The sequence below is a fragment of the Pseudoalteromonas rubra genome, from assembly GCF_000238295.3.
GTDB classification, from domain to species: domain Bacteria; phylum Pseudomonadota; class Gammaproteobacteria; order Enterobacterales; family Alteromonadaceae; genus Pseudoalteromonas; species Pseudoalteromonas rubra.
This window is the reverse complement of the sequence record NZ_AHCD03000035.1, coordinates 505,203-527,629: the sequence shown is the minus strand read 5'-3', so window position 1 is coordinate 527,629 and position 22,427 is coordinate 505,203. Positions and strand designations below refer to the sequence as shown.

16 protein-coding genes are annotated in these 22,427 nt (G+C 45.5%); 10 read left to right on the top strand and 6 right to left on the bottom strand.

The genetic code is table 11. The annotated features are described in order from the left end of the window. Nucleotides 1-189: 189 nt before the first annotated feature. Nucleotides 190-2,253 carry a winged helix-turn-helix domain-containing protein gene (locus PRUB_RS13325; RefSeq protein WP_010386400.1) on the bottom strand — a complete coding sequence of 688 codons (2,064 nt, stop codon included), beginning with the start codon at nt 2,251-2,253 and terminating at the stop codon, nt 190-192. 144 nt (nt 2,254-2,397) lie between these two features. Here PRUB_RS13325 and PRUB_RS13320 point away from each other — a divergent pair, with 144 nt between their 5' ends. The 5 genes from PRUB_RS13320 to PRUB_RS13300 all read left to right on the top strand — a co-directional run bounded on the left by PRUB_RS13320 (nt 2,398) and on the right by PRUB_RS13300 (nt 7,918). Then, nucleotides 2,398-4,698: a CocE/NonD family hydrolase gene (locus PRUB_RS13320; RefSeq protein ID WP_010386401.1), complete on the top strand. Its 2,301-nt coding sequence runs from the start codon at nt 2,398-2,400 to the stop codon at nt 4,696-4,698. Nucleotides 4,699-5,076: 378 nt separating this feature from the next. Then, entirely contained in the window at nt 5,077-5,313 is a 237-nt protein-coding gene (locus tag PRUB_RS13315; protein ID WP_010386402.1) for a hypothetical protein, read from the top strand. Nucleotides 5,314-5,394: 81 nt separating this feature from the next. Next, nucleotides 5,395-5,823: a hypothetical protein gene (locus tag PRUB_RS13310; protein ID WP_010386404.1), complete on the top strand. Its 429-nt coding sequence runs from the start codon at nt 5,395-5,397 to the stop codon at nt 5,821-5,823. A 403-nt stretch (nt 5,824-6,226) separates the two neighbouring features. Further along, nucleotides 6,227-6,826, top strand: coding sequence for a hypothetical protein (locus tag PRUB_RS13305; RefSeq protein WP_010386405.1), 600 nt, complete (start codon nt 6,227-6,229; stop codon nt 6,824-6,826). Between the two features lie 492 nt (nt 6,827-7,318). Next, nucleotides 7,319-7,918 (top strand): hypothetical protein, encoded by a 600-nt coding sequence (locus tag PRUB_RS13300; RefSeq protein WP_010386405.1) that lies wholly within the window; start codon nt 7,319-7,321, stop codon nt 7,916-7,918. Nucleotides 7,919-8,582: 664 nt separating this feature from the next. Here PRUB_RS13300 and PRUB_RS13295 read toward each other — a convergent pair. After that, nucleotides 8,583-10,415 carry a peptide-N-glycosidase F-related protein gene (locus PRUB_RS13295; RefSeq protein WP_010386406.1) on the bottom strand — a complete coding sequence of 611 codons (1,833 nt, stop codon included), beginning with the start codon at nt 10,413-10,415 and terminating at the stop codon, nt 8,583-8,585. Between the two features lie 549 nt (nt 10,416-10,964). On the opposite strand from PRUB_RS13295, the gene PRUB_RS13290 reads away from it, so the two are divergent. Beyond that, nucleotides 10,965-13,460, top strand: coding sequence for a GH92 family glycosyl hydrolase (locus tag PRUB_RS13290; protein ID WP_010386407.1), 2,496 nt, complete (start codon nt 10,965-10,967; stop codon nt 13,458-13,460). A gap of 161 nt (nt 13,461-13,621) precedes the next feature. On the opposite strand, the gene PRUB_RS13285 is transcribed toward PRUB_RS13290, so the two are convergent. Further along, a complete protein-coding gene (locus PRUB_RS13285) occupies nt 13,622-14,692 on the bottom strand; it encodes an esterase-like activity of phytase family protein (protein ID WP_010386408.1) in 1,071 nt (356 codons plus the stop codon). A 324-nt stretch (nt 14,693-15,016) separates the two neighbouring features. Here PRUB_RS13285 and PRUB_RS13280 point away from each other — a divergent pair, with 324 nt between their 5' ends. The 3 genes from PRUB_RS13280 (at nt 15,017) to PRUB_RS13270 (ending at nt 18,124) form a co-directional block, all read left to right on the top strand. Then, a complete protein-coding gene (locus PRUB_RS13280) occupies nt 15,017-15,811 on the top strand; it encodes an MBL fold metallo-hydrolase (RefSeq protein WP_010386409.1) in 795 nt (264 codons plus the stop codon). Between the two features lie 93 nt (nt 15,812-15,904). Then, complete coding sequence (locus tag PRUB_RS13275; RefSeq protein WP_010386411.1) at nt 15,905-16,933, top strand: AraC family transcriptional regulator; 1,029 nt, start codon at nt 15,905-15,907, stop codon at nt 16,931-16,933. A gap of 81 nt (nt 16,934-17,014) precedes the next feature. Next, on the top strand, nt 17,015-18,124 hold the full coding sequence (locus PRUB_RS13270; RefSeq protein WP_010386413.1) for a nuclear transport factor 2 family protein: 1,110 nt from the start codon (nt 17,015-17,017) through the stop codon (nt 18,122-18,124). A 113-nt stretch (nt 18,125-18,237) separates the two neighbouring features. On the opposite strand, the gene PRUB_RS13265 is transcribed toward PRUB_RS13270, so the two are convergent. After that, complete coding sequence (locus PRUB_RS13265; protein WP_010386415.1) at nt 18,238-18,984, bottom strand: hypothetical protein; 747 nt, start codon at nt 18,982-18,984, stop codon at nt 18,238-18,240. Between the two features lie 438 nt (nt 18,985-19,422). On the opposite strand from PRUB_RS13265, the gene PRUB_RS13260 reads away from it, so the two are divergent. Next, on the top strand, nt 19,423-19,770 hold the full coding sequence (locus PRUB_RS13260; protein WP_010386417.1) for a hypothetical protein: 348 nt from the start codon (nt 19,423-19,425) through the stop codon (nt 19,768-19,770). Nucleotides 19,771-19,839: 69 nt separating this feature from the next. On the opposite strand, the gene PRUB_RS13255 is transcribed toward PRUB_RS13260, so the two are convergent. Further along, nucleotides 19,840-21,138 carry a peroxidase, FMP-type gene (locus tag PRUB_RS13255; RefSeq protein ID WP_010386419.1) on the bottom strand — a complete coding sequence of 433 codons (1,299 nt, stop codon included), beginning with the start codon at nt 21,136-21,138 and terminating at the stop codon, nt 19,840-19,842. 275 nt (nt 21,139-21,413) lie between these two features. Continuing rightward, a complete protein-coding gene (locus PRUB_RS13250; protein WP_010386421.1) occupies nt 21,414-22,328 on the bottom strand; it encodes a LysR family transcriptional regulator in 915 nt (304 codons plus the stop codon). Between the last annotated feature and the right edge of the window lie 99 nt (nt 22,329-22,427).

The window sequence follows — 22,427 nt, the reverse complement described above, 5'->3', positions numbered from 1 at the left end:
TCGTTCCTGTTGGATGTTTTTATACCAATTTCACTTAATACCTGGTCTATTTGAAGGAGCAAATAGGGCGCTAACAGCGTTAAAAATTTCTCATTTAGAACAACTAAATAGCAAAATTTTTTCCTTGTTATCGACCCTATTTTCTCGCCTCAAAATAGATCACTTAATTAAGCAAATTGGTATTACTTTCTACTTGTGCTCTACATTTTTTGAACTGTAAATATCAAAGTTTTCATAGTTGAGGGTATTGATAAGGATTTTATTATTGTACCAGTCAAAGTCGCTACTATCTGATGTCGCGATGAGGCGTTTGGTTTGTTGTTGCTCATCATACTGATATAACGGATAGCGGCGTGCTGCTGCTTGTTGCCATAGCCAGGTATTTGCCTGCTTACGTAAGTTGAAGCGGTACTGAACAATCAACGGAACTTGCTTAATGGTGTCTGAGGTTACCGGTATGTGAGTCAGGCCAGTGAAATAGTCACCATTATTATCCTGCCACACTGTATCTTCAGGGGTTTTAGCGAACGATACAAATTGCCATTTATGTTGGGCGCTTTGCAGTTCATCTGTGCGAACGTTGTAGTAGTGCACTTGCCACTTATCCGCGCTTTTTATGCTGAAGGCAATACTGTCGTTGTCTTTAACTGAAAGCGCGGCAATCTGTCCATACGGCACTTTCAGTGTTTTGCTTAGACCCGTTTGGGTGTCTATCTGGAGAAGCTCATTATGGGCTAGAGCGAAGATAAAGCGGTTATCAAGAGACCATTTTAAGTCAATAATATGTTTGGCGTTGTCGAATTTTGAGCGCATACTTGCCATTTTTTCTGCCAGATCGTAAATCCATATTTGTTCGAGCCCGGAGGCCAGGCTTATATAGGCTACCTTTTGGCCATCTCCGGAAAAACGCGCTAAACGCTCATCGACGGACGTTACCCCAAGTGCTGTTTGCTCACTGCCATCTGCAGATAAATAAAGGATATTCTGATCACGACTACCTGCACTGAACAGGTAGTCTTGCCCATTCGGGTGGCGTGTAGGAGTAGAAATAGAGTGGGTGCCTGTATAAATCACAGTCGGGGATTGCCCGTTTAAATCGTAGCTGACAAGTTGGTGAGCGGGGTAGTCGCTGACTGTAATGACTCTGTCTCCTGCATGGTTCCAGATTGCACAGCACGCATGTTGATCGAGTGTGAATAAGTGGGACAACTGGTTATGTGTTATATCGAGTACAGACAGAGCTGGCCAGAGTTGGGCATTCGGAGTTGAAATAAGCAGTAAGTTCCGGGTCGGGTGCAGATCAAACTGACTATTGCCACCTGGCGTGGGGAGGGGTTGCGCCAGCCGCGTTTTTTCTCCGTTAGAGAGCCTTAAGCTGAATAAACTAAAAGGACCACCCCGGTAAGCAGCTTCGCTGTATATCAGCAGATCATGATCGTGGGTAAAGATAATTTTGCCATAGCTACCGGTTGGGCAATTATGGATAAGCTGCGGTTGGCCTAATTTTCCCGCATCAAATGTTCTTAAATAGTACCGACAGCTGTTTGCTGTCGTCGCAAGATAGACCAGCGCTTTACCATCTTTTCGCCAATCCGCAGGCCCTTCCCATGAATCCGGTCCATGATCCAGGTTTAACACCTCGCCTTTTAAGAATGATTTGAGTTTTAACGCAATGCTGCCGTCGTAAGCTTCAGTAAACAGTAAATACTGCTCATTGGGAGAAAGCTGGGGGTATAGCTCCAGTCCGGGTTCCCGGGTTAGTGCGCTCACCTCGTTTAGACTCTTTGGGTCAGCAGTATGCATAGACTGGTGTAGGAAATAAGCAGCACCCAGAATGCATATAGCTGTCGTTAAAATTAGTATCACGTAGGTAAGCTTAATGCGCGTCTCTTTTTCCTTACTCGATACTTTCGTTGCGTCACTACTGGATTGCAGGTTGCTCGTAATGGCGCTGATACTGGCAATAAACTGATAGCCTTTTTTTGGATAGGTAACAATGAATGCAGGGCTGCGGGGATCGTCATTCAGCGCCTTTCTGAGCTTAGTGATCACACGATTGACGGCGTTGTCAGTTACTATTCTCCCTTGCCACACATGTTCGATCAGATCGTCTCTGGAAATAAGTGTGTGGGGGTTTTGGCAAAAGAAACGTAGTACCTCAGACACCATAGGCTCAAGTGAGGTTTTTTGTTCTTCCATGGATAAAGTCAGGGTTTGGTCGCAATAGGTAAATTGTTCAATCTGCCAGCGCATGCTTTCTCATTATTGTTTTTAAGCTATTGATATTTCTGTTAAAAATTTACAGGCAGTAAAAGTCATAAAAAGTTTCACGTTCATCACTACTTTATTGCCCGTCAAAAATACACTGCCTGTGATTTATTAAATAGGAAATCAGGAATGCACATTTTATCGAAATTAGCTGCGAAAGTAATTGTTCTTACGACAGTTTTAGCTGTATTGGGCATAGCTACTGTGTCATATGCGGCGGAGCGTACTCTATATCCAACACCGGAAATACTCAAAAGCGTGAAGCCATCGGGTGAGCCTAATGAGATATTGCTCTCAGATCCCGACAAGGTAATAGCAACACTGTTAAAACTGGTCAACTTATTGCCTGAAAAAACGATGGCCTCCTTGTCTGCTGAAGAGCAGTTAAAGCTCAGCTTTGTCACCGGTGATACACTGGGCCTGGCTAAGCTGTTTAGAGCTCAGAAAGCACAGACTAACCTGGTCCATTTTCAACTATATCATGAGGCAAAGGCGCAATCTGGGCAGGCATTGAATGAGGCGCTGATGGCCATTATTAGCGCAACGCTGGCTTCTTTCGACAACAAGGCGTTATATCAATTTGATCAGGTTCTAAGTGCATCAAATAGCAGGGCACAAAAGCAGCTTTTACACATGTTGATGAAGGTGAAAGAAAAGACGTTGCTCTCTGAGCAGGAGCTTATCAAACTTGCTGCTGACATCGCGGACTACCAGGTTAGTCAGCTGGTATTTTCGGCTGCACAGCCGCTGATAAATGCCCGATGGCAAAAGGAGTATATTATTGAACCTGCGTTACTTGTGACAACGGCAGAAGGAATTGAGCATACTGTGACAGTGGTACGCCCTAAAAACACCTCTAAAGCATTACCAGCAGCATTTCAGTACACAATTTATGCGAACGAAAAACGGCATATCCGCACTGCGATTTATGCTGCTATGCACGGGTATGTCGGCATAGTCGCAAATTCACGAGGTAAGCGTTTAAGTACCAGTAAAATTGAGCCCTGGGAGCATGAAGGGCGTGATGCACATCGTCTCATCGACTGGATAAGTAAACAAGCCTGGAGCGATGGTCGGGTAGTCATGTATGGTGGCAGTTATAACGGGTTTACCCAATGGGCTGCGGCTAAATATCATCATAAGGCACTTAAAGCCATTGCTCCTTATGCCGCAGCGCATCCTGCATTGGGGCTGCCGATGGAAAACAATGTCTTTCTAACGGCCAATTATCAGTGGGCATTCCATGTAACAAATAACAAAACTATGGATAACAGAGAATATGCGGATGGCGCTCACTGGCACAGAGTAAATCAGACTTTATTCAAAAGTGGCCGGCCATTTAAGGACATAGATAAGATAGAAGGACGGTCTAACCCCTTGTTCCAAACTTTGTTACGTCATCCCGCGTTTGATGAGTACTACAAAGCTATGGTGCCTTTCGGGCAAGACTTCGCCAATATCACCATTCCGGTTTTATCTGTTACGGGTTATTTTGATGGCGGGCAGATCTCGGCTATACACTACCTGACAGAGCACTATAAGTATAATCCTGATGCTGACCACAGTTTGCTGATCGGGCCCTATGACCATTGGACGGCCCAGACAGTGCCTGATACTCATGTAACGAACTATAAACTAGACCCTGTTGCGGGCCTCAAAAACACCGAAAAAGTTGTCTTTGAATGGTTTGATCACGTGCTGAATAACCGCCCAGCCCCTGAGCTTGTGCAAGATCGGGTAAACTATCAACTTATGGGTGATAACAGCTGGCACCATGTGAAAAGCTATGCGTCACTTAATCAGCAGGGGATCGCTTTTTACCTAGGGCGGCCCGGGTTGCAAGAGTTAGTAACGCAGCCACCAGAAGTGCTGGAAAAACACACTCAGCTAGTCGATCTTGCTGACAGGAAAGTGCAGCACAATATTGATTTCATGAATATTATTCAGCCAGCTCTTCCCAGTGAAACCGGGCTGGTGTTTATATCCGAGGCGTTCGAACAAGATATGAAATACGCTGGCGCACCGACGGGCTATTTCTCTATTTCGATCAATAAGCGCGATGTGGATATTGGGTTTAACCTGTATCAGATACAGTCAGATGGCCGCGCATTTCATCTATCCCACTACCGTAGCAGAGCTAGTTTCGCACGCGACAGTTCAAAGCGTCAGTTATTAGTGCCGTATCAAAAAACTAAAATCCCTTTGGTTAATACACGTATGAGTGCCCGAAAATTGACCAAAGGTAGCAGAATAGCGTTGGTTCTGGATGTGAATAAGAACGAGCAGGCACAGGTTAATATGGGAACAGGCATGAACGTCAGTGACGAAACGATTGCTGATGCAAAAGAAAAGTTGCAACTGAATTGGTATACGGACAGCAAAATTCACTTACCCATCACGGTAATGGAAAAGGTGATTACAACTGAATGATATTTTATATTTGTTCTGGAACCAGGGAAAAGGTGCTGGATATAACGGGGATTTTTATCGACAGTCCAGAAGCACTTTAACTTGTGAATAGGGGCCTTAAAACTTCACTTTGACTCGTATAGCCGGGGTGTCTGCGTTTATCCAGTAGCTATTTAGACGCGCTACTCAACTGGCCAGGATAGAGAACACGTATAGACTATTTGGTTCGGTCCTTCTGGGCCAAATAGCAGTGGCTTGAGGTGATAGTAAATTCTTGTTATATAGAGCACCTGGGTTAGTGTTCTGTTAAAAAGAGCTTTGCAAAATAAAGAGATTAATGCACTCATTGATACATTTTTAAAATGTCTAAGGAACGAGCTATGGAAATGAATTACGGGTATGCTTTTATCGCTGTCAGTTTTAACACTGAACGTGTTGGTATCAGTCTTTATTGGCAGAAGACATGACCTGGAAAGGTTTCAAAAAGCCGCGCAAATAATAATCATTTGGTTGATCCCAGTCGTGGCCGCCATTGGTTTGTGGGCTTTTTATAAAAGTCAGGACGATGAGGTTAAGCCTGATAGTAATAACTTTGGTGGGGGAGCCCAGGGTTGTGGTGTTTCTTTAGATGATTAATGAGTAGAAAAGATGTGCTTGTTGCTCTTAACTTTCTTTTTATATTACTGTTTTCTAATTTTCTTATAAAGGCGATGTAACATGAAGTGTCTTATGGTCTTTTTGGGGGGGATGAGCTTTTTTTGTATTGCCGGTAAGCCAATTACCCCGTCTAAAGCATATCAAAATGCTCTGTCGCCAGAAGAAAAATCGATAGCTCTGGAATATGAAGTTCTATTGAAAAAAGAGTTTTTCGAGCATTTAGATGTCTTATCTGCTGAAAAGCTAGAGTTGTTGCTGAAGTTAAGAGACTCAATCATATCGGACGGCGCTGCACGTTCACAGGCCCTGATTGACGTCAGGATCGCTCACGAAGCGCTAACGGTTTTTCGTTATATTGGTGTACGTGAACTGACAGAGTATCAAAGATCTGTACTTAAAAAGCTGGAGAGTTCAATGTCGGAAAACAGGTTGGAGCTTTCAGATAAACGACTAGAAAAGAAAATAGACAGGTTAAAGGAAGCAATGTAGCTCTATATCTTTAAGTGCAAATCTCGAAGATGTCATGCGAAGATTTCATGGACATCCATTCAAATGCGCCTCAGGAAAGTAAACTCGGAAAAGGGGCTGACAGACTCCCTGTTTAAACAGCATCGAAAGGCTGGTACTCAATAGTCGACCAGGAAAGCAAATAGCATGCTGCAGAGAGTTCAGGGTACCTGGTCCACATTAGTATGTGAAGTCATCACTAAAAACGCCAAGTGGTAAACTTATTTTGTGAGTCTTTTGATATGGGCAATATGCCTGTGTTACTGGGCGTTTTTATCGGTATTATGCTTTATTGTGGCAACGTGTCCACTTTTCTGCTGACAGCCATTAATCGGGCTAATGAGGTGGTTGAGTTTAATTTCGTTTTTGATAAGCACAGTCGTTTGTGCTTGAGGCAATCTGTCTTACCAGCTCTGACTATGGTCCAATACCAAAGTGGCCACAGCTGGATAAAAGGCTTGTTGATAAATTAGCCCTAAATTGTGTAGTTGAGGCAAACTTGCATACTTATTTTGAAAGTCATTTTGATACAAGTGCCGACGTCTTTGTTTGGCTGTTTCCTTATATTCTTGTTTTAGTCTTACTATACAAAGTCCCTTTCTTTTTGAATATCTTTAGTGAGTTACTGCGTATCTCTAACAGAAGGCTGCTTGGGTCATGCTGCTTATTCGGGCTTTTGCTATTTTGGGTTCAGTTAACAGCTTATCGTGAAGTTGCAGGTTACAGAGATATCGTAGAGGAGGGCAGTTTTACTGTCTTAGAAGGATGCATTGAAAACCTCCGGGTGATTGATGCCAAAAGCAGGGGGGAGTCTTTTAGTTTAAAAAACGTGACGTTTAGCTACAGCGATGCTGCGACCAGTCCGCTGTTTTTTGCGAACCGGCAGTTTGAAGATGGTGTCGTGAGAGAAGGGCGCTGCGTCAAGGTCTCCTACATTGGTGAGGGTCGCAATAATAAGATTTTCAAGATCCAGTTGCTCGACTAAGATGCTCATATTGTGTCACGATAGTGACCGTCAAACGGCGTTATGTTCTGTAAACCTACTAACAACTCACATCCTCTGCTAGCCAGGTAAACTAACTATGGTTATGCAGATTATAATTTTCACGGACCGCCATTCAAGTTTGCAAGCATAATGCTCTAGATAGTGAACTTATACCAATTTCACTTAATACCTGTTCCCTGTTTAAACAGCATCGAAAGGCTGGTACTCAATAGTCGACCAGGAAAGCAAATAGCATGCTGCAGAGAGTTCAGGGTACCTGGTCCACATTAGTATGTGAAGTCATCACTAAAAACGCCAAGTGGTAAACTTATTTTGTGAGTCTTTTGATATGGGCAATATGCCTGTGTTACTGGGCGTTTTTATCGGTATTATGCTTTATTGTGGCAACGTGTCCACTTTTCTGCTGACAGCCATTAATCGGGCTAATGAGGTGGTTGAGTTTAATTTCGTTTTTGATAAGCACAGTCGTTTGTGCTTGAGGCAATCTGTCTTACCAGCTCTGACTATGGTCCAATACCAAAGTGGCCACAGCTGGATAAAAGGCTTGTTGATAAATTAGCCCTAAATTGTGTAGTTGAGGCAAACTTGCATACTTATTTTGAAAGTCATTTTGATACAAGTGCCGACGTCTTTGTTTGGCTGTTTCCTTATATTCTTGTTTTAGTCTTACTATACAAAGTCCCTTTCTTTTTGAATATCTTTAGTGAGTTACTGCGTATCTCTAACAGAAGGCTGCTTGGGTCATGCTGCTTATTCGGGCTTTTGCTATTTTGGGTTCAGTTAACAGCTTATCGTGAAGTTGCAGGTTACAGAGATATCGTAGAGGAGGGCAGTTTTACTGTCTTAGAAGGATGCATTGAAAACCTCCGGGTGATTGATGCCAAAAGCAGGGGGGAGTCTTTTAGTTTAAAAAACGTGACGTTTAGCTACAGCGATGCTGCGACCAGTCCGCTGTTTTTTGCGAACCGGCAGTTTGAAGATGGTGTCGTGAGAGAAGGGCGCTGCGTCAAGGTCTCCTACATTGGTGAGGGTCGCAATAATAAGATTTTCAAGATCCAGTTGCTCGACTAAGATGCTCATATTGTGTCACGATAGTGACCGTCAAACGGCGTTATGTTCTGTAAACCTACTAACAACTCACATCCTCTGCTAGCCAGGTAAACTAACTATGGTTATGCAGATTATAATTTTCACGGACCGCCATTCAAGTTTGCAAGCATAATGCTCTAGATAGTGAACTTATACCAATTTCACTTAATACCTGTTCTATTTGAAGGAGCAAATATGACGCTAACGGCGTTAAAAATTTCTCATTTAGAACAACTAAATAGCAAAATTTTGCCTGGTTATCGACCATATTTTCTCGCCTCAAAATAGAACACTTAATTAAGCAAATTGGTATTAATCAGGTAACGCATTTAGGTAGAGTCGAATGGAAAGAACACGTAGGCTTTATCAATGATCACCAGCAAAATTTGAAATGTATCGTCAGGGTACTACGCAGATAAGTCTCCGGTTCAACCTGCGGCACACTAAATCAAAGGTCAAAGTGAAATACCTAATAAAATGACAGGGAAACAGCTAAAAACAATTTGATAATCTGACCGGAAGTCAATTCCGGCTTCGCCGGTAAACCGCGCCAGAGCAAAAAAGTTGGCACGGGCGCGGCTCTTTTTGATAGCAGGACATATCACTCAATAGTTTTTGTATCCTGCATTGATGTCGTTTTGTTAAGTTACTTGTTTAAAGGACTACCGTCACAGTAGCTCACCGGCTGCCAGGCGTCATATTGGCCCGATTTGTCGGGTTGAAATCCATAGCTCCAGTGCCTGGCTTGATAAATGACGCCATTGTACGCCACCGGCGCATCACCCAGGCGGTAGGCTTTGTCGCTTTGCCATGCTTTTGCTGCGCATCCGCCAAATTTGTATCCAAGTGTGAAAGGGATTGAGAGCTTGCGGCCAAAGTCTGGTTGTAATTCATGGGTGACCGTTTTTCCGTCTAAGTCATAGGACAGGTTTAGTGCGCCCTGGCCTTTACGATTATTGAAAAAAGGAAAAGCCAGGCCATCTCTGGCAGAGTCATACACGACTAACTCGTAACATCCCGCCGGTTGTTCAAGCACCAACTCATGCCACTGCTGTGCATTGAAGGTATGCCAGGACTGTATGATATTTTGATGCCTGTCACGTAACTCTACTTTGGTTTCGTCCGGGATTTTACCGGTCAGAATATTGAGCCTGGGTGTGTTGAATAATGATAACGGCATATGCATTAAGGCGTTAGCATTATTATTCGCCATGTTTTCATCTCCTGATACCTCAGCACTGACCTTAATACGCGCAGTTTGTGTATCGAATTGGCCAAGATAGCGGGTAGGGATGCGCACTATTTTCGTGTCGCCGGGCTTGAGGTTACCCTGCCAGTCGAAAAAGTGCCGCTGTTGCCCAGTAATGCCGTAGTGAAACCGTACTGCATGGATGTCGGCGCTACCCATGTTCTTGATTTCAGCTTCAATCGCGCCGCACTGTAAGCCAAACCGCTGAGGAGTCTGCGCATTGGGCGATACAATACGGGTTAGCGCAATATCTGTGGTCGCTGGCTTCTTTGCATAGGTAACCAGCACAGCATTAACAATGTAGCGTGGCGCTGTATTGCCATACTGAGAGGGTTGCCAGCTATAGCGTTGCCAGTCCAGATCAATCGTGTTGTTTGTTTGCGCGGTATCTACGTCATAACTGAATGGGACAACAGATTCACCAGGACACCAGTTGGAACGGGCGAAAATATAGGTGCCTCCCTGAGGAAAGGTCGCACTCATATCGCAATCTTTTCGCCATAGTTGCTGTTTTACAATTGTGTCGTTGTTGTGCTTAATGGTAAAGAAGCGGTCGCACCATTCTCCGCATAGCTCCGGCTCACCTTGCGGGTTATCGAATGACAAAGCATGGCCGTGGGAAGATACGATCATTTTTATTTCGGCGTGTTGCTCATTGGCCTGAAACTGAAAGGCGCGTTGCGTTAGCAAGGTATCAAAGTACTCTGAGGTTTTGTATGGCCAGCCTTCAGAGCCCGATTCATACAGCGGTATAGCCCTCAGAACCTCTTGTTTGTTAAATTGGGTGTCAGAGTGTAGTTTTGCTGAAATCCCGAATGCTGACTGTTTGGCTCCCCAGCCACCATAGTGAACATTAAAGTGTCCCTTTCCTTGTAGCACAGGGATTAAATGCGACACATCAAAGGTATAGGTACGCCGCCAGGTGCGGTCAAAACCATGCATAGTGCGTTGCATATAACCCGCATAAGGTGTGATCAATCTGCCCAGCTCATAACTGGTACCGTCTTTTTGCCATTCAAATCGCACTGTGTAGTCCCAGTCGCTGCAGCCCTGACTCGCGCAGCCGAGTTCTATTTCAAGTAAGTGTCGGCCAGTATTCTCCTGACTCGCCAGTTCGACGGCAAATGTATGATCACCATGTTTGGTAAATGAGGTGAATGGCGTGAGCAGCTGCTCTTTGGCAAGTGCAGTAGTGCAAAACAGCAAAAGACAGATAAACCCGATTTTCATCTTTAATCCTTGAGTGTTTGTTTACAAATATTTTACCACTGTGCCATATAAGGATACATAGGCATATCAACTTCTCGGTTTTGAGCTTGAAAATTATTAAAGTGGATCGGACTCCCGACACCAGGGCTTATAAGGGAAGAATAAAGGTTGCTCTGTGTGTTCTCTGAGAGCAAAGAGTGTCGGGCTTATCAGGTACACTGCCATATACTCCTCTGGCTTTTTTCCAGCCCCGGTAGTTCAAAAGCATGCAAGCTCTGAACGAACCCCTGTCGTACTTGATGACAAATTGAGTTGGTTCTGATTGTATTACAGTCAGCTACTTGGTGCGTATTTTGGGTTATCTCAGTTTTGGTAGCACTGCGGCGTGTGATTGGTTGATGCAAAGTGAAACTATCGACCACGAGCGTCTCAATAATGCAGATTATCGCTCATAACCTTTAAATCGGCGCATTAAAATTGTGTAAATACTGTAAAAAATGGCAGTGTGATAGCCAGTTCAGTATTACTATATTAAAAAATTGGAACGATCCATTTAGGTGGGAATCAGTAATGAAACAAAATAAAGTGGTCAGGCACCTGGCTTTCGTATCAGTATCATCCGCTATTTTGGCTGCGTGTGGGCAGGCACCCAGTCAAAGTACAGGCAAACAAGAATCAGCAAATTCTAACTATGTTACAGACGTTGTATCCTATGTGGATCCCTTGATTGGGACAAAGGGGCCGTTTAACCACAGGCAGGCCGGTAATGTGACGCCGGGTGCATTGGTGCCATTTGGGATGTTTAATTTTGGTCCAGAGCATGCGTACACTGAAGATCTGCTGGCCGAATCTGAAGGGATCTCAAAAAAAATCCTGCAGGAAAAGAAACGTGTTCCTGTATCCCCAGGGGGCTACAATTATCAGGCTAGCCGTGTAAAAGGGTTTTCCTTTACGCGCCTGTCCGGAACCGGCTGTTTAGGCGCCTCAGGTGATATTCCTGTGATGCCATTTACCAAAGACATAACGTTTTCTCCTGCAACTGATCCAATTAATGCCTACTACAGCGCAGGTTTTAGCCATGATAATGAAACTGCCACACCCGGTTATTATCAGGTTGGCTTAGACAATGGTGTGAACGTTGAACTTGCCGCAACAACTCGCACGGGAATTGCAAACTTTACCTTTGACCAGGCAGACAACGCCAAGCTACTTTTCAGGACCTCATACTCACAACTCGGCAGTGGCGATGCTTATGTCAAAGTGGATGCTCAAAAAGGCGAAGTCTCAGGATATGTAACCTCAGGGAATTTTTGTGGTTATCTCGGCGAGCACAACCAAAGAGACTATTACACGCTGCACTTCGTCGCTAAGCTGGATAAAGACATTGCTGGTTCGGGTGGCTGGAAAGATGATGAGGTATTTGCAGGGCAGGATTCTGCCAAAGGTGGAATGGGCTACGGCGATAACGGCTGGCCGGATATAGGTAAAGGCTCAGGTGTTTGGGTTGACCTTGATATGGAGGCAGGTGAAACCGTGCAAATGCGTGTTGGCATTTCTTATGTGAGTCTTGATAACGCCAGAGAGAACCTTGAAAAAGAACAGGCAGAGCAGAGTTTTGCCCAAGTTAGGGCGCAGGCTCAGGCAGCCTGGGAAAACGCGCTTTCTAAAGTGAAAGTGGAGTCTGACGATTCCAGTAAACTCAGAGTCTTTTATACCGCGCTGTTCCATAGCTTGTATCATCCCAACATCTATTCAGATGTGAATGGTCAATATGTTGGGTTTGATCAGCAGGTTCATACTGTTAAAGGAACTCAGACACATCAGTATGCCAACTTCTCCGGGTGGGACGTATACCGCTCTCAGCTGCAGCTCGTCACTTTGTTAGACAAAAAGCGTGGTAGCGATATCGCTCAGTCATTGTTTAATCAGGCGAGCCAGTATAACGGCGTATGGGACCGCTGGACCCACAACGCGGGTGCAACCGGTGTCATGAGTGGTGATCCGTCAACAATCGCGATTGCAAACTTTGTGGCATTTGGTGCTGATGATTTTGACGTGACAGGCGCGTATGACTCATTGTACAAAGCTGCGACAGAGCCTACAGCGTTCGACTTGTCTGAGGTGGGCTGTCCGGTATTTTGTCGTGGCCAAAAACCTTCGTTAGATCAATGGCAGCAACTTGGATATATTTCAGACCAATCTAACAGCTGGGAAGGTGCATCGGAAACACTGGAACAGGCATCAAGCTATTTCTCCTTGTCTCAGCTGGCAGACCGTCTGGGTAAGCATGATGACGCCTCGCGTTTTGTGAATGAGGCAGGGTACTGGCGCAACATCTACAACCCGTCTGCCACAGAGTCGCTGGGCTATATCCAGGGGCGTAACAAAGATGGCAGCTGGAAAGGCGAGTTTGACCCGTTTTCTGGTCATCTCTTTGTCGAAGGCAGCCCGGCTCAGTATTTATGGATGATCCCGCATGATGGTGCAGGACTGGCAAAAACCTTGGGCGGTGACAAAGCCATGATCCAAAGGCTGGATAGCCATTTTCGCAAGCCAGATGGCACCTGGGTGTTGTATCGTGATTCAGCGGAGTTTTCAGATGTCTCAAACCAGCCATCCATCTTATCACCCTGGATGTACCTTCATACCTCAGAGGCATACAAAACACAGCAAACGGTACGCGAGACCATGAAGCAGTTATGGCTGGATGCGCCAGATGGCATTCCCGGTCAGGACGACTTGGGTCAGATGTCATCCTGGTATGTGTTTAGTAGTCTGGGACTTTATCCTAAATATCCGGGCCGTGCCGATCTGGTTTTGTCCAGTCCTCAGTTTAAACGCGCTCGCATTGGTAATCTGACGCTAAACGCACCGCAAGCATCAGACACGCATATTTATATTGATGCGCTTAAAGTCAATGGTAAAACCAGCCTGAAGAGCTGGATTGATGAGGCCTACATTGGTGAGCCTGTTACTTTGGATTTTTCTTTGAGTGAAACGCCAAATAAAGCGTTTGGCGGGGCTGCTGAGCACAGGCCGCCGAGCTATGCGCCTTCTGTTCAATAACCGCAGTGAGTTTTTGACCAGAGGCAAGCGCGCCGCTGGCTGACAAAGAACATTCCCTATCAAAGCCCCGTGCCGTTTGCCGGGGCTTTTTTACCCATCAAGCCGTGTCATAGTCAGATTTTCAAAGGGCAAGGGTTAGTGCATTTATTTTGCTGACGCCTTTATTTGCCTGTTTTAACCTCGAACAACAGGATCTGACTCAGCTGCTTGCCATGTACGTTGAAATTATCATCAGACACCATTAGCAGGCTCATATTGCCATTGGCAAGCCGGGGACCAAAAGTCATGCCCTCCAGGTTATCAATGTGCTTTGAGCCCAGCTGTTGTTTAATGCTGGCCATGTCTAATAGCAAGGTTTTACGAGCAGGGCGAACGGATTGTTGGTTGAGTGAGGCCATCTGGCTTGTGTCGGTCACATCTTTTAAATCAATGAGGTAGATGCTTACGTCGTTCCCGCCGTCGGCAATACCAGCCGTGTATGAGCGCTCCATCGTCAGCAGCTGATGCTCATTTACCTGCAATATCTCGACCAGGCCGGTAGTGCGAAACGCATCAGGTTTTGCTTCCGGGCGATTCACCATAGGTTCCAGGTAGTAGGCGAACTGTTTTTGCATACTCTTTGAGGCAAAATCAAAATAGGAGATGCGGACCAGGCTACCGTGCTCAATATTGGATTCTTCCCCATCTTGCTTGAGTGCACCTTCCGCAGACACCCAAATACCTTTGCCTGAGTGTGCGACAGTGAGTCCTTCGAAGACGGCATTATGTCTTGGCCCGCTTGTTTTGCTGATCTCGAACATTTTTGGCAGTGTAAAGTTAACCAAACCTTGTTTAGTCTGCATGAAGATAGCTGGTGCATGCTTATATTTAATGCTGCCTTCACTGGTCCAAATGATGTCCTTGCCATTCGGTGCTATTCGAAGGCTTTCGGGGTCCACAACACCTGAACGGGTTTGTTTGTTTACCAAAGGCAGGGATTTTTCGAACTGAACCTGTTCAATTTTTTGACCTTTAATCGCAATATTTGCCTGGAAATAGCGCGGCTTTTTAGAATCATCGGCGATTAATAAATAGCGTCCATTAGTGTATTCAATGCTAGATAACCCACCGACTTTGTCTCCGTCGACGCGTAGATCAGCCGAAACAATAAATTCATCTAAAAACTCGAGCTGCATAGCGGCTGAGTTCGCGAAAAAAGGGGCCAGTAAGGTTAAGAATAGACAACTGCGCATAAGGATCTTTACTTCAAATATTCAGGACAGAACAATATACGCAGGTAATATGAAGTTTGCATCACATTGGGCTTAAAAAGTGCAGAAGATAAAAACACTATTTAAAATTAAATGTAGATGGGTTGTTTTATTTGTTGAGTTAGTGTTTCGGTCCTTATCCCTACACAGTTATTGGCTCATTCACTGATAGTTCGCTACATGAGTGTTAACCCCCGGTCATTGTTTAAACTAGTGCTTGCTATATCACACCCTGTTCTATTAATGTCTTAAACGTATCAGGGTAGACCGCTCAATTATAAAAACAAAAATAACTAAGGAGTTGTGATGAGCATATTCAAAACGTTATTAGCCATGGCGTTACTTTTACTGAGCTGCGCTGCGGTCAGTGCCAGTATTCAGGTGCAGAGCGTGTCGTCGCACTGTCATATTCTAACCGGGAAAGACTACGGCACTAATATTGGCCTGCTTGAAACGTCCGGTGGATTACTTTTAATTGACCCTATGCCGGGTGAGCAATATTTGGCAGCGCTGGAAAAAGCCATTCAGGCAATCAACCGAAAACCCGTTACACATATTTTTAATACCCATGCCCACACAGATCATACCGGTGGCAATGCCTATTTTATTAGCCGGGGTGCGCACCTTGTGACGGGAGAAATGAGGCCGTTTGGTCTGTTTCAACATGTCGTGAAGTCTCATACCACCACAGATAACATCTATTATCACAAGCCGAGCAATGTCATATTTGTCGGCGATGTGTTCGATACCAGCTGGCATCCTACCTTTTATGCAGGCGGTGTTGCAGGCTTTAAAAATGCGATAGACACAGTTTTAAGAATAGGTGATGAGCAGAGCCTGGTGGTTCCGGGGCACGGGGTTGCTACGGATAAAGCCTCGTTGCGAAGGTTCAGAAAAAATACCCTCGAATGGGTGGATACCATCCGTGCCCTGAGCGCACAAGGGTTAAGCGTAAAGCAGATAATGGCAAGCAAAACGGTTATTGACCTTGTTGAGCGGTTTAATCTCTCGGGTAAATCGCCATTTTTGCCACAAAAAGCCTATCGGCGATTTATAGAGAGAACCATTCAGGTCATTGAACGTGAGCGCGGCTCTGTCTAGCGCACGCATTGTTGTGACTCAAAGAAGAGCATCCTTGGCGTTGTCTGGTTGATATGCGATAGTGGCAGGGTCTGCGGCCTAGTAATCATAACAATGGAATTCTCACGCTACTTTTTGTTCTTCTTTGCTTCGCTGGGAGCATTTAACGGAGTTTTACTTGCCGCATGGATTTATCACAAGCGACGCGAGATAACGGGTGCGCCCTGGTTATCCCTGCTATTGCTGATGCTGAGTATTCGTATTGGCAAATCGATTGCTTTTTATTTTAGCCCCGGGCTCAGTAAAGACATCTTACAAGTGGGGCTCAGTGCATGCTGCCTGATTGGTCCGAGCTTGTTTTCTTTTTGTGTGCGTCACCCTAACCCGAACAAAAACAGCCCAGTATTGCGATGGCATTTTGCAGTCTGGGTGCTTGCGGTTGTCTTCACTGGTGCTGTCTATCCCTATCATAGCAATCTGGAACTCTGGCAAACCTGGATATACAGAGGTTCAGGTTATGCCTGGCTTGGGTATTTGATAGCGGCAAGCTGGTTATACCGACATAAATTGGTTGCCTTATGGTCAAGACAAAGCACGCCAAACTGGCGTGATCTGCCCGTTGTTGTGTTAGGTGGCGGCTGGCTGATCTGGCTTGCTTACTATACAGCGGCGTACACGTCTTACATCATGGGGGCATTGTCATTTTCCATGGTGTTGTATCTGAGTATCGTGGTCTATTCAGGGGGAGGCCGAACAAAAGAGAAGTACGCGGCGCAGACGATATCACCGCAGCAGAGCCATGAACTATCAACCAAATTAACTCAACTGTTCGATGAAGAGTTGCTGTTTACCGACTCTGGTATGTCATTACCCAGATTGGCCAAGCGCTTGGGAGTCAGTCACACCAAGTTGTCACAGTTTTTAAACCAGCATTATGGTTGTAACTTTAATCAATTTATTAATCGTTACAGGGTACAGCATGCTCAGTCACTTTTGCTGCAAGAGCAAAGCCTGACGATGGAACACCTTGCGGAATTATGTGGCTTCAATGCCAGTTCGACATTTTACACCGCATTTAAGAAATACGCAGGTCAAACCCCGAGTCAGTTTCGTGCGCAACAGACTCGCAAATTATCATGCTGAATACCTAAATTATAATTCAGGAGCTTGTTTTATAAGGTTATGTTTTAAGGTGAGGTGAAATTCGTTAACCGGAGAAACACCATGAAAACCTGTCTTAAATACGTCCTGATTTTGCTATGTTTGATAAGCTCTGGACATAGTCTGGCGTCCGATAAAGCGGGTGTCTTACATGCTTTAAACGACTACTTACAGGGGACACGCGAGAGTGACCCTGCGCGCATCAAAAACGCATTTCATCCGCAAGCACAGTTGTTGCTGTCCCATGATACTAAACCATTCTGGACGGTGACAGCCGGGCAGTATGCAAACTGGTTTAATCGTCAAAGTGAAAAACAACGTCGGGGCAAAGTACTTTCGCTGACAATCGATGGTGACATTGCCATGGCGCGGCTAAAAATCACCATAGCGTCTCCTTACAAGGCATATGTCGATCATGTCCTGCTTAAACAGATAGCGGGGAAATGGCAGATTGTCAGTAAAACTGCGACGGATCAGAGTACTCAATATAAAAATAAAAAAATCCTCTTTATTGCATCGAGTGCCAGCTTTCACGGCGACACAGACCTGCCGGCCGGAACCAGTTTTTCTGAGCTTGTGTATGCCTATGACACGTTTATCAAAGCCGGATATATGGTGGATTTTATGAGTACCCAAGGGGGAGCATTGAGCCTTGCGTACGTGAATACGTCTGTACCGATCCACAAACAGTATTTGTACGACCCCGAATTCATGTATGCAATTGGTCACAGCCTGGCACCGGAGCAGGTCGATGCGTCACAATATCATGCTGTGCATTATGTTGGGGGAAGTAATGCCATGTACGAAGTTGCCGAGCACCCTCAGATCCAGGCGATTGCCATGGCGGTGTACGAGCAAAATAATGGCATTATTTCTGCGGTCTGCCATGGCACCGCTGGTATTGTGAATTTAAAACTGAAGTCGGGTGTGTATTTGGTGGCCAATAAACGTGTTAGTGGCTATCCGGAATCTTTTGAACGACAGGGCGCACCATATCTTAAGGCGTTCCCATTCTTTATCGGTGAGCGAGTAAAAGCCAGAGGGGGCGAGTTTTTATATGGCGAACGGAACAAGCCATTTGTTGAAATTGACGGCAGATTGATCACCGGGCAAAACTATTTGTCTTCAGTGGCCGTGGCGAAGGCCATGATAGAGGTGTTAGATAAGCAGTAGGATGGTTACGCGGTGATGAGGCAATGAACTGATCCTGACAGGTTGGAAAGGGGAAAATACTTGCCGCTTTTAAAGTAGAGGCAATTAATTGCCTCTACGCAAAGGTGAGCAAATTAGTTATTTTGCTCTTGCCACTTTAATAACAGTGAAAGTGTTATACCGCCGACCTGACCGGCTTCATTCAGGCCATAATGGGTCATGGCTGCGTGTCTGAATGCGTTTGAGACTGATGTCAGATACTCTTTTACGCCGTCCTGACAAGCTTCACGGTAATCTCCTTCTGTTGAACACTGGTTGTAATACTGCTCGATATTGGGAATATAGTGAGCAGCGAAGTGATCAGAGAGGTCGCCAATATAGGCGTCGATCAGAGGCTTGGAAGTTTGCTCCACAGCGTCAAGTGTGGCAGTGTCATCCCAGCAGCGCGACCATACCTGAGGATGTGCAGCTTCTTTCTCTTCTAACGTAGCAATGATGTCGGTAACACGGTGCTGAAGTCTGAGCATTGAACGGGCATCGTCAAAAGCAGCGCAGTTTTGTGGTGAATTCACGGCCTTCTGTACACTGGATTCAAGGAATTGATTAAAGCTGATGCGCGCTGGCTCAAAATCTTGCGCCAGGTTGCGCCAAAGTGATAAAACCACACCCAATCGGTAGCCATAGAAATCGTAGTCTACTGCAACCCCTTTTTTGACCAGCCACTGAACATTGTCCAGTGTTTCCTGGTAGTGCCCGGAGTCATACAGGTAAAACGTGTCGTCCAGTTTGGTCTGAAGTTCAGGGTCTAAATTACTGGCGTGAGAAGAAAAACAGAAAGTACCAGAAACCAGAAGGGCGGTGGAAATTAAAAGTTGTTTCATTTTACTCTACTCCTTAGGAAAAAATGAATTGTCTGTGGCTCCGTATTCAAAGCCACGGGTTAGTTTTTAATACTGCCTGATTGAGCAGTGGCAATTCATAAGCAGTATGCATGCCAAAATAATAATTTATTACTTGTTTATTTTTTTATGCTCATTAAATGTTCGTATTTTAAGTTGATTGGTCGTATTCAGAAACGCGCAGGGCGTTTTTTTACCTGGTTAACATGGATAATAGGAGTTGGCTGTAGACCTGAAATGGTGCTTCTATCTGAACAGCTCCTCAAAGGCTGCAAAAATGTTTGCTCTGGCAAACGATGATACGTGTTGGTCTGAGAGACAGGTTTGGTGAGATTGACGCTGTCATTGAGCCAATTAGCACAAACATGAACCAGAGAAATAGTCCCGGTTTACTAATTGACGACCCAAACAAGGAAAAGTATGAAAATTAAAGCGCTTATAGCCTGGCAATGGCAAGGATATGAGAGGTTTCACCAATCGACGACTAATTTATGGTTACATATCGTCGCGGTACCACTGTTTATTTTCGGTTTCGCACTGTGCTTTGTTGCGTTGTTTTTCCTTAATGTAACATGGCTTGGTAATGCAGTTTTGCTGATTGCGGGCTCACTGATAGCACAAGGGATAGGCCATAAAAGTGAGGCCTTGCCACCGGAGCCTTTTACCGGTGCGCTCAATGCACTGTTGCGGATCATTCTGGAGCAAGTTTACACATTTCCAAAATTTGTCCTGACGGGGGGCTGGTATGCAGCGCTGAAAGGTAAATAGGGTTAAGTGATGTAGCGCGATTGCTGCCGCGTTTTAAGGCTTGCAGAAATCGCGCTAAACCAGGTGATGTTATTTGGCTTTGTGGTTCATGCGATGCACCTGTGCTTTGGGCTTGGTGACAGGTTCCTCTTCTTCTTCCGGCAACTCGATGGCGTCATAACGATCTTTTTCTGGAATATCTTCCAGACGCCTCAATGTATTGACCTGAATATGCGGCCACTGTGTGGTTTCGCCACTGGCACCAAACATAAATTCAAAATCCACGATTTGCTCATACTGTAATTGTTCGATAACTTTGTCCTTACCTGCTTCGTCCTGTATGACGATCTGTTCGAGCCACATACGGTGGCGCATCCGAACAACGCGACAGTAGCGCTCAATCATGACATTGTTTACGGTAGCGCCTTGCACTCCAGTATCGTGCTGGCTGTCTAACTCGATCAGATCATAGCTTTTGAAGTTTAAGTCCTCATTGAACTCTGAAAGTAACAGGTTTGGCTGAACGGTGTAGGGGAACTTAGCGCCATACTGATCGTAGTTGAAAATATTCAGGAAATAGGCGCGTGCGCTATTGACCCCCTGGTGTGCCTTGGGTTGACCAGGGTAATCTCTTTGCTCATCCCGTGGCAGGTTTGTCCAGAATGGCTTTTTCAGACTACCCGGGATCAGGTCGCGCTCGGGATCTATACCCATGGTGGGAGAGATAGACAGATATGGTTGTTCCCACAGTTTTGCAATTTCCGGTTTTTCAGGAGCATCTGGTGTCTCATTCTTGTCAAAATGCGTAACGTTGCCAGTTAGGTGAATTGTGGTGCCATGGGGGATCACGCCAGAGCGAGAGATAGAATGGGGTGGAACAAACTGCGGGCCTTGCTCGCCTGGGCTAATGACCGGCACACCACCATCGTCTCTGACGGATTCCTTAGTTGAAGGGCGGGAGAACATAGTACGCGGGTTTTGGTATTTACCATCTTCTTGCCATGGCATGGTGTTATCGCCCAGCCACAGGTACATACCATTCTCAAAGTGCTGCAGGTCGCCATTGTTATCTATGATGGCTGTTTCATATTTTACCGGGCCATTAAACTGCTCGTTTGAACCTGCACGGTTACGAACTGGCGCGTTCACTTTTGTAAAGGTTAACTGTTCGCGGTATTGCTGTGATTTAAAATGAAAAACTCCAAATACGGTTTCTGAAGAAGTGCCGGGAGAGGGCATGGGAGTGGTATGCAGCCCCTTTGGTCCACCTTTCCAGTTTACCCAGGTACCGTGCAGTTTATCGAGCACGCCAAATTGCGGGACTGTGGGTTCATTGTCTTTTAATTCCGGATAAGGGCGAACGGATGATTGTGGTGTCTTGCTGGTCATTGCATAGTCCTTATTTTTACGTCGACTTTGAGCAACTTGCTCTTCACTGGGCCGGTTGTCAGTAGCATGTCGGCGGATTATTTCAAAGGGAACACGTATACTCCCCGGCATATAAAGCGAGGGGGCGTGTTTGGTAACGGTATGCAAAAAGAATGGACCAAATATACCCACTAAACCATTACAAGCTATTACAGGTGTTGACGGCTTAAGCCTGATAATTCTCCATAAAAAATATCAGGCTAAGTCCATTTGGACTGAACAGAGAGCCATGTTGTTCAGGGGGCAGACTGACGGGCAACTGTGATAATTTCCTGGCGGAACCAGCGGCTTGCGTGATCGTCTTTATTGCGGATATCCCAGTACATTTTCATTGAAAAAGGGGGTACCGACAGAGGTGGCTCAAACTCAGCAATATTGAATTTGGAACGAATGGCGGCCACAAACTTGCGTGGTGCTGTAAAAATCGCATCACTGGTTTCAACAATATAAGGCGCGCTGGAGAAGTTAGCGACTTTGTATTGGACTTTTCGGGTGTGTCCCAACTTGTCCAGCGCGTCATCCACAGTACCCCGAATGTCTTTCCCTGTGCCTGCCAGAATATGCGGGTAGCGGCAATAACTTGCTAAATCGAGTGCTGAATCCAGACAGGGGTGATCATGCCTGACGACCGACACGTAGTCGTCTTTGTATAATGTGGTGACCATCAGAGCAGGGTGACTGGACTCTATCACGCTGATTGAGAAGTCTACTTCACCACTTTCTATCTGACTGGCAAAACCGCGTTTATCGAGCTTGGCAAAGACCACCTGAATATTCGGCGCGACTTTGCTCAGGTGAGGGATCAGAACTGGCGCCAGTGACTGCTCGACCAGGTCGCTGGTGGCGATAAAAAATGTGCGACTTGAGTGCGCTGGCTCAAACTGCTCCTGGGTGAGGATATGACGTTCAAAGTCATTCAGCCAGCGATTGAGCTGAGATTGCAGGTATTCCGCACGGGGCGTCAGGATCAATTTATTGCCCTGACGGATCACCAGTGAATCATTAAAACTATGGCGTAATTTTTTCAGGGTGTGGCTGACAGCGGACTGCGTCAGACCTGCACGCTCTCCAGCCCGAGTCAGGTTTTTAGTTTCAAAAATCAGCTGCAACAGACGCAGCTGATTCAGCTCGATATCTGAAATGTTACTCATGCTCATCTCTTTCAGTATTATTCACATTCATGACTATATTAGAGCAATTAATTTCATTAATGAAGTGGGGCGGCATATTCTAGACCCAAGTTAAGAACA

Bases quoted from the DNA above. Each gene is read 5' to 3' on its own strand.
- PRUB_RS13315 (WP_010386402.1), top strand. From the start codon at position 5,077: ATGCTTTTATCGCTGTCAGTTTTAACACTGAACGTGTTGGTATCAGTC.
- PRUB_RS13285 (WP_010386408.1), bottom strand. From the start codon at position 14,692: ATGCGCAGTTGTCTATTCTTAACCTTACTGGCCCCTTTTTTCGCGAAC.
- PRUB_RS13325 (WP_010386400.1), bottom strand. From the start codon at position 2,253: ATGCGCTGGCAGATTGAACAATTTACCTATTGCGACCAAACCCTGACT.
- PRUB_RS13280 (WP_010386409.1), top strand. From the start codon at position 15,017: ATGAGCATATTCAAAACGTTATTAGCCATGGCGTTACTTTTACTGAGC.
- PRUB_RS13295 (WP_010386406.1), bottom strand. From the start codon at position 10,415: ATGAAAATCGGGTTTATCTGTCTTTTGCTGTTTTGCACTACTGCACTT.
- PRUB_RS13270 (WP_010386413.1), top strand. From the start codon at position 17,015: ATGAAAACCTGTCTTAAATACGTCCTGATTTTGCTATGTTTGATAAGC.
- PRUB_RS13260 (WP_010386417.1), top strand. From the start codon at position 19,423: ATGAAAATTAAAGCGCTTATAGCCTGGCAATGGCAAGGATATGAGAGG.
- PRUB_RS13320 (WP_010386401.1), top strand. From the start codon at position 2,398: ATGCACATTTTATCGAAATTAGCTGCGAAAGTAATTGTTCTTACGACA.
- PRUB_RS13290 (WP_010386407.1), top strand. From the start codon at position 10,965: ATGAAACAAAATAAAGTGGTCAGGCACCTGGCTTTCGTATCAGTATCA.
- PRUB_RS13310 (WP_010386404.1), top strand. From the start codon at position 5,395: ATGAAGTGTCTTATGGTCTTTTTGGGGGGGATGAGCTTTTTTTGTATT.
- PRUB_RS13265 (WP_010386415.1), bottom strand. From the start codon at position 18,984: ATGAAACAACTTTTAATTTCCACCGCCCTTCTGGTTTCTGGTACTTTC.
- PRUB_RS13250 (WP_010386421.1), bottom strand. From the start codon at position 22,328: ATGAGTAACATTTCAGATATCGAGCTGAATCAGCTGCGTCTGTTGCAG.
- PRUB_RS13275 (WP_010386411.1), top strand. From the start codon at position 15,905: ATGGAATTCTCACGCTACTTTTTGTTCTTCTTTGCTTCGCTGGGAGCA.
- PRUB_RS13255 (WP_010386419.1), bottom strand. From the start codon at position 21,138: ATGACCAGCAAGACACCACAATCATCCGTTCGCCCTTATCCGGAATTA.